10 protein-coding genes, 1 tRNA gene, 1 rRNA gene and 1 riboswitch are annotated in these 11,011 nt (G+C 43.3%); of the genes, 2 read left to right on the forward strand and 10 right to left on the reverse strand.

The window, feature by feature from the left end; all coding sequences use genetic code 11:
* Window positions 1–363 precede the first annotated feature (363 nt).
* The gene (locus GCHA_RS19570) at window positions 364–618 is read left to right on the forward strand and encodes a helix-turn-helix domain-containing protein (protein WP_006993853.1); all 255 of its coding nucleotides are present in this window, start codon (window positions 364–366) and stop codon (window positions 616–618) included.
* Between the two features lie 43 nt (window positions 619–661).
* Here GCHA_RS19570 and rimI read toward each other — a convergent pair whose 3' ends face one another.
* From rimI to GCHA_RS19615, 9 genes are all read right to left on the reverse strand, one after another.
* Complete coding sequence (rimI, locus tag GCHA_RS19575; protein ID WP_013754308.1) at window positions 662–1,117, reverse strand: ribosomal protein S18-alanine N-acetyltransferase; 456 nt, start codon at window positions 1,115–1,117, stop codon at window positions 662–664.
* Window positions 1,092–1,625 carry a DNA polymerase III subunit psi gene (locus tag GCHA_RS19580; RefSeq protein ID WP_007991450.1) on the reverse strand — a complete coding sequence of 178 codons (534 nt, stop codon included), beginning with the start codon at window positions 1,623–1,625 and terminating at the stop codon, window positions 1,092–1,094. Before GCHA_RS19580 ends, rimI begins: the two co-directional genes overlap by 26 nt.
* Window positions 1,626–1,878: 253 nt before the next feature.
* Window positions 1,879–1,955: transfer RNA gene (locus GCHA_RS19585), tRNA-Trp, on the reverse strand.
* A 73-nt stretch (window positions 1,956–2,028) separates the two neighbouring features.
* Window positions 2,029–2,868 (reverse strand): choline/ethanolamine kinase family protein, encoded by an 840-nt coding sequence (locus GCHA_RS19590; RefSeq protein WP_007991452.1) that lies wholly within the window; start codon window positions 2,866–2,868, stop codon window positions 2,029–2,031.
* Window positions 2,846–3,493, reverse strand: a complete 648-nt coding sequence (gene pnuC, locus GCHA_RS19595; RefSeq protein ID WP_007991455.1) for a nicotinamide riboside transporter PnuC — start codon at window positions 3,491–3,493, stop codon at window positions 2,846–2,848. The genes GCHA_RS19590 and pnuC overlap by 23 nt, the downstream gene beginning before the upstream one ends.
* Complete coding sequence (locus GCHA_RS19600; RefSeq protein ID WP_007991456.1) at window positions 3,493–3,750, reverse strand: hypothetical protein; 258 nt, start codon at window positions 3,748–3,750, stop codon at window positions 3,493–3,495. Before GCHA_RS19600 ends, pnuC begins: the two co-directional genes overlap by 1 nt.
* A gap of 15 nt (window positions 3,751–3,765) precedes the next feature.
* The gene (locus GCHA_RS19605; protein WP_007991458.1) at window positions 3,766–5,829 is read right to left on the reverse strand and encodes a TonB-dependent receptor; all 2,064 of its coding nucleotides are present in this window, start codon (window positions 5,827–5,829) and stop codon (window positions 3,766–3,768) included.
* 73 nt (window positions 5,830–5,902) lie between these two features.
* A riboswitch (TPP riboswitch) is annotated at window positions 5,903–6,008 on the reverse strand.
* A gap of 86 nt (window positions 6,009–6,094) precedes the next feature.
* Window positions 6,095–7,000, reverse strand: a complete 906-nt coding sequence (locus tag GCHA_RS19610; protein ID WP_007991460.1) for a hypothetical protein — start codon at window positions 6,998–7,000, stop codon at window positions 6,095–6,097.
* Window positions 7,000–7,407 (reverse strand): acyl-CoA thioesterase, encoded by a 408-nt coding sequence (locus GCHA_RS19615; RefSeq protein WP_007991462.1) that lies wholly within the window; start codon window positions 7,405–7,407, stop codon window positions 7,000–7,002. Before GCHA_RS19615 ends, GCHA_RS19610 begins: the two co-directional genes overlap by 1 nt.
* 67 nt (window positions 7,408–7,474) lie before the next feature.
* On the opposite strand from GCHA_RS19615, the gene GCHA_RS19620 reads away from it, so the two are divergent.
* Window positions 7,475–9,625: a tRNA(Met) cytidine acetyltransferase TmcA gene (locus tag GCHA_RS19620; RefSeq protein ID WP_007991464.1), complete on the forward strand. Its 2,151-nt coding sequence runs from the start codon at window positions 7,475–7,477 to the stop codon at window positions 9,623–9,625.
* Between the two features lie 1,017 nt (window positions 9,626–10,642).
* On the opposite strand, the gene rrf is transcribed toward GCHA_RS19620, so the two are convergent.
* Window positions 10,643–10,758, reverse strand: a 5S ribosomal RNA gene (gene rrf, locus GCHA_RS19625).
* Between the last annotated feature and the right edge of the window lie 253 nt (window positions 10,759–11,011).

Genomic DNA, 11,011 nt, shown 5'->3' on the forward strand with positions numbered 1-11,011 from the left:
TTGACCAGCAGCAAAATGAAACCGCCTGTTATCGCCATGACCAGCAGTAAAATGAAACCGCCTGTTGATGTGCTTACTTAATTTAATCCGTTAAAGGTAAGGGAATACACCAGAGATCACTTAAATGTAAGCTTAGCCTCACTGGATGAGGCTGATTTTGCAGCATTTCCCTCTGCAACAATCGTCCTAAAATAGGTAATTATTCCGCCCGAAAAACAAGCAAATAATGTGAAATTAATTCACCTTGTGGAATCCAATCCACATTTGCTGACATACACTGCACCTGACAATAGAAAAACAGAGTTTTTTTATATGCTGTTTTAGCTCTGTTGTAGTTTCAATAATATTATGAGGAATAAAAGCATGTATATTACAGGTGCAGATCTTAGAAAAATGAGACAAGACGCTGGTTTAACTACGGTTAAAATGGCTAAACTTGCTAATGTTAAAACACGTAAAACCTATGAAAACTGGGAAAAAGAAATTGGCAGCCCTAGCATGAATCAATTCATTGCTATGTGTGTTGGTTGTAATTACAACTCTTCGAAGTTTGTAAAGTTAGCGATTGAACGTCAAGATCCTACTCAACAGCTAAATATTTCTTCAGCTCGTAGATAATGAATTCGATGCGAAGCCCGCAAGGGCTTCATCGATTTTTCAATTATTCTGTAGCATTTAACGTTAACCTCATCATCAAAGCGTCTTCCCGCCCATCCTGCGTTTCATAATACCCTTTGCGACGTTCTAACGGTTCGAATCCAAACGCTTCATACAGCCCTATTGCAGCAAGATTAGAAGCTCGCACTTCTAGCCAAACGTAATGAATATCGCTCGCTGTGCATTGTGCTAAAAAATGTGACATGAGCACTCGACTCAAACCACGACCGCGATAAGCTGCATCAACTCCTATATCCATTAAGGTTGCTTCATCCAGTACATATAGCGCCACATACAAGCCCACCACAGTATCGTCATGCTGCAGTGCATACGCTTGATAGTTATCAGTAAAGCAATCAGCGAATACAGATTCTGACCACGGATGAGAGTGCCCATTACAATGGATTGAATAAGCCTGATGGTAGTTATGGGCGTTAAGCTTTAATACGTTCGGCATCATTGAGCTGAAAGCGAGATAAAAACGTCCATAATTGCTTTTTAGTGGCTACCGAAAACCCGTTATTTAATGAGGGAGTTGTAAGTAAACGCCCTTTCAATGCGATTTTTTCATCAATTTCCCACGCAAAAAGATAATCCGAATACTCTGCGCTATTCGCTTTAGAGATCACCTCGGGCCCTTCAGTCGGCAGACCAAGACTTAGTAATACATCTTTCACCAGTGCACTAGGTTCGCTTGCAAGGTTAAATCCTAACACGACGCTGTTTGGCACCGACTTTCTTGAAGGTGCAGCGTCTGGCTTAGATTTAAAACGCTTTATTGCATCCGGTATGGGGCTAGGCTTATTATTTTCGAGCGTTTTGGGTGGCTCAATGTTCGAGGCTACACTTTGTGTTGGCCTTTCAGCTTTGAGGTTCTCTGCGCTTTGAGGTTGCCAAGTAGTAATTCCTAATTGGCTAAGAACAGCGCATTGATAAGAGCTAAGTGTATTGTGAGTTTTTGCATTCATGGGCGTAGATTATCACGATATCTAAATAGAAGAAGTACTCAAGATTGAAATTAATCGCTGAGAATAGCTGAAAAATTGGCAGGGGTGGAGGGATGTACTCACGTACTTCCCTGTACCGGACCGTAAACGGCGCGGCGCGGTACAAATTGTTCCAGACAATTTGTCAAACCCCATGGGGCTTCTCACCCTCCAATTGGGTAAAAAAGTTATTTTGAATTCATGGGTGATATAACTGAAGAGTGAAGCTGAAAATTGGCAGGGGTGGAGGGATTCGAACCCCCAGCCATCGGTTTTGGAGACCGCTGTTCTACCAATTGGAACTACACCCCTGCTGAGCTGCTGAATTATACGGAACGCGGATGAAAGGTAAAGTGCTTTTATACGTAAAACCCGCAGTTTGAGTTCAACCGCTTAATTTATCGCCAGAAGCGCTTTGCGAAGTCGCGAGCTGATTTGCTACCGCGTACCAAAGTCGGCTGGTTAAACTCACCAAAGGCAGCATTTGAGTGGTTTTTTCCATCACCAACGAGAGGGGTAATTTAGCGTGTTGCGCATAGCTTGATAGCAAACATGCGTGCTCTTGAGGCATAAGCTTGTTCACATCAATACAGGCAGCTAGGTCAAAATAACGATTTGATAATGCGCAATATTCCCAATCAAATATGAGCTGGGGTGTATTCGTTGTAACATGCTCGAAAGATAAATCATTATGGCAAAATACTAACTCATCTTCAGGAATTGCATACCAACTGCTCGCCAGTTTTTTCGCTTCTTTACGTTCAGCGCTATATTGTTCCTGCGGCAATTGAGCTAAATACCCGGCCCATTGTGCTGGTAAATCAAGTACGTGATCAGTGATACGCAAACCATGAATAGTGTACAAGGTATTGGCTAATGTGCGGGCTTTAGATTCGTTATCCATTTTGCTATCGACCAATGTATGACACTCAACCCAGGCGTCGAGTTGAAAGCCAGCGGTTGTGGAAAGATAAACTGGCTCGCAGGCCATCCCTTTTTGCCAAATCTTTTTTTGTACATCAAATAAATGTTGTCGAGCAAGTTGATTGACTTGATCAGATTCGAAGGTTTTCATGAAAAACCGATTCGAAGGTGTTGTTAAAAAATAACTTGTATTAACAGCACCGCCCTTTTGTACTTGCCTCAAGCTGAACCCGTTTTGGCAATAATCGAGAGAGGCAAGTTCAGCTAACTGCCCCGAGTTAAGCTGATACCGATGAGGCATAGCGCTTACCTATATGTTGTTGTCGCCAATTTATATACCCATAGACTGCAAACAGCACATAAAAGATAAATAATATCCCTGTCATATACATCTCTTTGGCAAAATAGAGGTAACAAGCGAAACTATTGATTACGACCCAGTACAGCCAGTTCTCTAGGACCTTGTGCGCCACCATCATAGTAGTGTAAACGCTAAATACAGTGATAAACGCATCTAAGTAAAGATACTCAGAATCTAACCACATACTAGCAAACCTGGTTAATCCAAATGCAGCAACAGTTAATACCGCTATGCGTAGTAAGTGTTTTTGAATAGACCAACTTTGAATCGGTAACGCGTCGCTTTCACGTTGCTTCCATTGCTGCCAACCATATACCGCCATTAATAAGTAATAGGCATTCAAGAGAGTATGGAATAATAAAGAAACTTCCCAAAACAGCCACGTGTATATGCCTGTGCTGACTAATGCACAAGGCCAGCACCAAATATTCTCTCTAGCTGCTAGCCACACATAAGCAACAGCGAGTATCACCGCTGTTGCTTCTAACCAAGACTGTGCTTCTAGCCAAGGTAGCGCAACTAACTGTTGGGCAATATTATCGAACAGCTCAACTAAGCTTTGCATTACACATCGCTACTCATTTTTTCACCATTTAGAAATTTACAAACAAATATTGCTTGCCCTACTTCTTGATGACTACGCTGCATTTCTTTCGCTAGTACTTGCATGGTCGCTAAATAGTCACCACTGACTAAGGTGCTGGTTGCGCTGGTTACTACCTTTAAATGGGCATATTCGTTTAAACGATCGATAAAAGTTTGTATTGGCTCAATGTACTGTTCGTTTAACGGGTACATTGAAATTTCTGCAACTAATTTCATTATCAAATCCTTATTTTAAAAGCTGTATTGGGCGCTAATGCCAACTTGACGGCCGTCACCTAGTTGATAGTAAGGTTCTGGCGTAGCGTAACCTTCTCGCGGGTCATTGTTAAATCCACCGAAGCCACGCACATAGTACGTCCGATCAAACACATTTTTTACCCATACAGAACATGACCAATCTTGCACGTCAAAACGCACTGCAGTATTGACCAATACATAAGAAGGGGATTTTTCATCATGACCATCTGAGAAGCGGTACTCGTCTTTACCATCTGCATCTATTGACCAGCTGATTTGCTCAGATAGCTGCACATTTGCACCAATATTGAAGGTATAATTCGGTGCTTGTGCTTGGTCTTGCTTATCAACAACAGACCCATCGGCTAAGGTATAATCTTCAAAGGTAGCGTCCAGCCAACCAAAATTAGCATGTAAATAAATACTGTCATTGGCCTGCCAACCGGTTTCTAATTCATAGCCCCAGTTAGTACCTGTATCTGCGTTACCTATTATATCGATAAACGTCGCGCTGCCGTCGGCACGCGTTTGCACGTCATAATCATTTACTTGGGTGTCTTCTCTGTCCATATAAAAAACGGCCATGCGGATAAACGCGTCGTAGTTTATAAAATTACCTTTTACCCCAACTTCGTAATTCCAGTTGTACTCTGGCTGGTATATACGTCTTTGTTCACTGACTCGCTCATCGGGATTAAAGCCTGCAGCCTTGTACCCTCTTGATACGCTGGCATAAACTGAAGCGCTATCAATACTGTAATCGAGTACGGCTTTGCCACCGACTAAGGTTTTATCATTGCTTTGACTGAAGCCGCTAATATCACGGTAATCAATTTCAAAACGGTCAGCTCGTAGGCCTAAGCGAAGACTTAGTGTATCTGTTAATTGCGTATCCACTTGAGAATACACGGCAACGTTATCTTGTTGGTACTGACTGGTGAAGTCCCCATCAGCGTAGGTGTACTGACGCAACAAGCTTTCATCCATAGATTTCGAATACAAGCCAAATAGCCATTGAGTTGTTCCATTGAATAACGTTGAGTTATCGTTCGATAACAAGCGTATATCGATGTTATCCGTATCACGCTCTCTAAAATAACTATCTACAGAAGAGTATTCATCAGGGTGAAATCCAACATATGTCCAATCTTCATCATAGCTGTACCCCATATCTGAATCCGATTGGCTCAGAATAATAAATACATCAGTCAATTCGGTATTTATTTCAGTTTTAAGCCCCAGTGCATGGGTTTCTTGACGATCAAAGCCAGGCTCATCAGCCCGCGACTCTCGAGTATTTTCCAAAGAAAACGCGTCATAGCCGTTGTCGATATCGAAATATTGGTAGTTGAGATCAAATGTCAGCCAATCTGTTGGTAGATATTTTAATTTTACTCTCGAAGTAAATTCATCAAGGTTGTCAGTGTCATCGCGATTTAAAAAAGTGTTTTCTACAAAGCCATCGCTTTTAAACTGTTGGACTGCCACTCGATAAAACAAATTGTCGGTAATGGCATTACCGTAGGCACCGCCTAGACTCCAAGTATTTTGTTCGGCCAGTGAGAACGATAATTTGCCGCTTTGCTCAGGACCTGCATCTACCGTTTTAACTTTTATCACACCCGCCATCGCGCTTGCGCCGAATTCGGTTGCTTGTGGGCCGCGTAAAATTTCAACTTGTTCAACGTCAAATAAGGTACCCACGCCAGCAATACCTGAGAAATCAAAATCATCTACTAAAAATCCAACTGACGGATTACTCGGCTCTGAAAACTGACTGCGCTCACCGATGCCACGAATTTGAATGAATCTTCCGCGAGATGCACCACTGGCAAAATTAATGTTGGCGCCAACGTTTAAAATGTCTTCTAGATGTTGCGCCTGACGAGATTCAATTTGCGTGTCACTCAAAATGGTGGCGCTAGCTGGTATGAACATTAACTCTTGCTGACGAAAGTCAGAACTGACCGTTATACGCTCAATGTCTGCTGACTCTTCAGCGTAGCTAGCGAAACTGGATGCGATAGATAAAGCAAGTAAGGTAGAACAAAACTTCATTGGGATCTCTTCAGTAAAGGTTGAAAAGATCCGGCTTTGCGGCAGATAAATGGGAGATGTTTACATATGAAGATGTGAACGAAATAACCATTCCTACGCCGGTATTATCCGGATCAGGTGTAAGGGTCATATCTTATATGCAGATAAATCTCAGCCTTTCGGCACCCCTTGGTCGTTAACAAAGAAACAAACACTTTAGTTAACGGCGACAGTGTAGCAATACTGTCACCCAGCGCAAGCGCTGTTTAGCAGTGTATTAAAGGCATCAGGTCAGTTTGTTACTCCCTAGGGTAAGTTTGACTAATTTACTGCTGCTAAAAATGGATGATTCTTGGGTAAACCATATTTGCCCTGAAGGATGCGCGCACACACCTTCTACTTGGCCGTATCCTGCAAGTGAGATCGTATCAATTAGTGCAAAATTGTCGTCGAGTAACACCATGAATGGGTCCCCAAATCCTACGCGTTTCGAAGGATAACCAACCAAAACATAGCGCTTATTCATTTTGTCGTAGTCAGCTCCGGTGATTACACCAGGAATGCCTTCTACTGTGACGTTAGCGCTGAGCTTTTGCTTGCTTTCATTTTTATCGACCAAGTAAACTCTGAGTTTATCCGTGAGCCAGCTTTTTGAAAATAAAACTAAATGATCATCGACAGCCACCAAGGCTTCTGCGTCAAAGTCATGATTTAGCGATTCATTTTCTTTAGGCTGATTTCCTGCATAAGACACACTGAGTGTTTGCGTTTTCCCGGTATCGCTCTCACTACGAGGGAATTTATAAATAAGTACATTTTTACGTGTGCCTCGGTTATTGCCGATGTCCCCTACGTAGAAAAATGTATCATCGGCCGTTAACGCTTCCCAGTCTCTGTTTTTCACATTTTTGGGAGTGCGCTCAGATACAATCTCCGCCTTTTCATTCAGTTGAAAAACAATCGGCGCATTACCCGAATCATTTAGACTGTAAACACGGTCGAGAGATTCGCAATACAAGGCTGAACTTTCCTCTAACGTTCCCGGTAAAGAAAGCGTCTCGACGACTGAAAACTTTGATTGGCCAGCAATCGCACAACTGTTAATCGATATAAAGCTTAATGCCAATGCGAGCCAAGTTTTTCCCGTGATTGACTTAAAGGCAGAGTCTCTTTTGAACGCCGTGCCCCACATTAAATCAACCCTTTCATTTCTAGTTTTGCTCGCTCTTGCAACACCTCAAATGTTTTGCCATGAGCGACAGGTAAACGTGTTTCACGATCAACTCGGACAAAAACGATATCGTCTGCGAGGCATATCGTTTTTTTGGTCTCTTTGTTCCTTACTAAACACGTCACTGTAATAGAAGTACGGCCAACCTGTTTGGTTTCTAATCCAAACTCAACAACATCTCCCTGCAAAGCAGGAGATTCAAAACTAATTTCACCAATATGCTTCGTTACTAATTGGTTAGTCTCCAATTGGCAAATTGCGTAGATCGCAGATTCTTCATCGATCCACTCTAACGCTCTCCCTCCAAATAATGAGTTGGCATAATTAAGGTCATTTGGCATCACTAATCGTCTTGATAAAAAGCGCATTCGTATTCCTTGGTAACTTTGCTTAAACTGGCGGTAATTTCCGGCACATTGTACAGATAATATCAGCGTGGATTTACACTTTAAAATAGAAGAATGGGCAAAACAGCGAAAAAGCGCGATTTTTCATCGCCAATTAGCGGTGATCAGTGGCCCAAAAGAATGGGCTGAAAATCAAGCGCAAAGTTTAGTCAGCATTATTACTCCTTCTGACAAAGAAATCTTGTGGGTAGGAGATAGACCAGATAAAGAGCCCCCTGTAAGCCCTAAAGCATATAGACAATATTTAGGCACTGAGTACGCTACGGTTATTTTTAATTGTTTCTCAGGTATAAGTGCAAATGCGCTCATGGCCTTTAGCGGCACGATTCGGGCGAATGGCCTAATGATAATATTATGTCCTGAATTCAACCGATGGCCTCATTTTTCTGATCCTCTTTCTCACTCGCGTTATTCCTACGGCTTCTCTCAAGTCATAGAGCCGAGTCGATTTATCAAGCGTCTGATTTCAATGATTGAGGAAGATGACAATACAGTGATTATCACCCCTACTTCGTTTTCAGGACGTAATAAGGAGGTATCATCGGCAGAACTAAGTCGAAAACTCAATAGCACTACACCAGAACAAGAACAAACAATTAGCAGCATTTTGCGTCTCAGAACTGGACATAGAAAGCGTCCTTTAGTCATAACCGCAGATAGAGGCAGAGGAAAATCATCAGCCCTTGGTCTTGCAGCGCGAACGTTAATTACAAAACACACTAGTAAGATAATCATTACTGCGCCAAACAAGCGTAATGTCGAGCAAGTTTTTGCATTTGCTGATATCGAAGAGAACACTAGTATCGAGCATGCTCTTGTATTTGTCGCCCCAGATGCGCTAGTCGAAGGTGATTATCAAACTGATCTGCTATTTATCGACGAAGCGGCTGCGATCCCATCCTCTATACTAAAAGCACTATTGGATAAGTATTTCAGAGTGGTTTTAAGTTCAACGGTGCATGGCTACGAAGGAGCAGGCCGCGGCTTTGAATTGCGCTTTAAGCCTTATTTAGAAAATGAGTATAAAGGTTGGAAGAATCTAGTGCTCAAAACACCAATACGTTGGTATAAAGATGATTGTTTAGAACACTTCTGGTTTCGCGTTTTTATCATGGAAGATTCAACTTCAGCAGCCAGTTCGAAACCGTTAATCGAGCGCAGTAATCAAATTCGAGGAACCAGCGGCAATAAAGGCTTTGCAGAGCACTCAGTTGACTATGCGTTTATAGAAGTTACAAAAGATCTCTTAGCGAACTCTCGAAATATACTAAAACAAGTATTCTCATTACTCATCAACGCCCACTATCAAACCAGCCCCGATGATCTACTTAGATTACTTGACGCCCCTGAGCAACGTATATTTGCCTGTACTCTAGGTGACGACGTGATTGGCGTCGCATTGATTTGCTCAGAAGGCGGAAATCCGCTTGGTGAAGTATCTCAAGGGATCGTTAATGGAAGTAGAAGAGTAAACGGTCATTTGGTCGCGCAAAACTTGGCGTTCCATTGTGCGGATGACACCTTTGTAAAAATGGAACAATGGCGTATTGTGCGAATAGCCGTTACTAATGCTTACAGACGCAAACATTTGGCAAGCGCGTTACTAACATTTATTGAAGCAACCGCGATGGAGCTAGGGATCACGCTACTTACAAGTTCCTTTGGCGCAACGCCCAAGCTACTTAGCTTTTGGACACATAATCATTATCTCCCGCTTAAGCTCGGGTTCAAGCGCGATGCCTCAAGTGATGAAGTGAGTTTAGTCATTGGTAAGCCATTAACTGATTTGACTGCCAGCTTACTAAAAACCGTACAGATACAATTCAGTGAAGAGCTTACCTACCACGCTTCACGTTATCACCAAAGCATGGATACAACGCTACTAACACATCTATTAACTCACAGTCACCCAAAAGAGCTAAGTTCACATACTCACCAGCGGGTTAAACGATACCTGATATCTAATACGCCTTACATGTCGTTCTCCCAAGCATTAGCTGCATACGTATTACAAAAACTGACATGTATTGAGTGCCCCAGCCAGATCCCACAAGAATCATATATTCTAGTTGCCTCACTTATACAATTTAAATCAGCGAAAGCCCTAGTCAGTGAATTTAAATTAAGCGGCAAAAAAGAGTTAAATACGAACATAAAGAATGCTGTAGCGAAAATATAATAGCGTTTAGCGTCACGCTCTTTCCCTCACTAGCGCACTGCGTATCAGATACCGCGCAACGCGGTTGTCGCATGGGGGTGAAGACGGAGGCTTTTGCGAAGCGAAGCTTTGCCCGTCTGAACGACACGCCATAGATGGCGTGGCTGGTGCGCGACACCAGGGATGGGTTGTTCTTCAGATTTCATGCAAAGCGCTAAAGTTGAATGCCACTCGATGGGTGAAAACGGGGCTCTCTGGAGCACCGCTCCAGCCGTTTGAACGACCGACATGGATGTCGGGCTGGACTCAGCTACAGGGAAGTATGACAACTAGCCGTCTACTACGTTAAAAAGCTTTGAAATGTGATTGTGACTACAGTTGATTTTTTCCATAGCGCAGAAACGAAAAAAGCCACCCGATCAAGGTGGCTTCATTCTAAATGGGAGTCTGGGTAAGGCTGGTATCTTTAGTTGCGCAGCAACATCCAGCCGCACGACACGCCAAGGAAGGCGTGGCTGGGTGCGCTTCATCATGGACGTGTTTATACCGCGGCTAGTACAACCATGAAGGTTTGTTGCTGAGTTGCTTTTGCGCGAAGCGCATATACGAAAAAGCCCTGACCGTTGTTTGGTCAGGGCTTTTCGTGTAATGGGAGTCTGGCGGTGTGCTACTCTCGCATGGGGGTGAAAGCGGGGCTTTCAGGAACGCAGTTCCTGCCGCTTGAACGGGCAGCATGGATGCTGCACTGGACGCAACCCCATGGATGGGTGACACCTAGCCGTTTATTACGTGAACCAGTATTGCATGGGATGCCCCGCATAGCACTCGATGGGTGAAAACGGGGTTCTCTGGAGCACCGCTCCAGCCGTTTGAACGACCGACATGGATGTCGGGCTGGACTCAGCTACAGGGAAGTATGACAACCAGCCGCCTACTACGTTAACAAGCTTTGAAATGTGATTGTGACTACAGTTATTTTTTCCATAGCGCAGAAACGAAAAAAGCCACCCGATTAAGGTGGCTTCATTCTAAATGGGAGTCTGGCGGTGTGCTACTCTCGCATGGGGAAACCCCATACTACCATCGCCGCTAATGCGTTTCACTTCTGAGTTCGAGATGGGATCAGGTGGGGCCGCATCGCTATGGCCGCCAGACATAAACTGTTATTTATCAAGCCTAAGCTTAATAAATCAATATGTAAAAGCTGATGCCGTTCCTGTTAAGGTCTGGCTGTAATCATCGCTAAATCTCTTTAGTCTTACTCTTGATTCAATACTTGTCATACATTCAACGTACAAACTTCTATCTACCTCTAACTTTAGCGAGTAGGTAAATGGTCAGGAAGTCATACCCGTTACGGGTCTCCTTCCGTTTAAGCCATTTAACACGACTCGTTCGCTAGAACGA

This window comes from Paraglaciecola chathamensis S18K6 (genome assembly GCA_000314955.1).
Classification (GTDB): domain Bacteria; phylum Pseudomonadota; class Gammaproteobacteria; order Enterobacterales; family Alteromonadaceae; genus Paraglaciecola; species Paraglaciecola chathamensis.

Coding starts and splice junctions, on each gene's coding strand:
- GCHA_RS19570 (WP_006993853.1), top strand. CDS start 364: ATGTATATTACAGGTGCAGATCTTAGAAAAATGAGACAAGACGCTGGT.
- rimI (WP_013754308.1), bottom strand. CDS start 1,117: ATGATGCCGAACGTATTAAAGCTTAACGCCCATAACTACCATCAGGCT.
- GCHA_RS19580 (WP_007991450.1), bottom strand. CDS start 1,625: ATGAATGCAAAAACTCACAATACACTTAGCTCTTATCAATGCGCTGTT.
- GCHA_RS19590 (WP_007991452.1), bottom strand. CDS start 2,868: ATGCCTCATCGGTATCAGCTTAACTCGGGGCAGTTAGCTGAACTTGCC.
- pnuC (WP_007991455.1), bottom strand. CDS start 3,493: ATGCAAAGCTTAGTTGAGCTGTTCGATAATATTGCCCAACAGTTAGTT.
- GCHA_RS19600 (WP_007991456.1), bottom strand. CDS start 3,750: ATGAAATTAGTTGCAGAAATTTCAATGTACCCGTTAAACGAACAGTAC.
- GCHA_RS19605 (WP_007991458.1), bottom strand. CDS start 5,829: ATGAAGTTTTGTTCTACCTTACTTGCTTTATCTATCGCATCCAGTTTC.
- GCHA_RS19610 (WP_007991460.1), bottom strand. CDS start 7,000: ATGTGGGGCACGGCGTTCAAAAGAGACTCTGCCTTTAAGTCAATCACG.
- GCHA_RS19615 (WP_007991462.1), bottom strand. CDS start 7,407: ATGCGCTTTTTATCAAGACGATTAGTGATGCCAAATGACCTTAATTAT.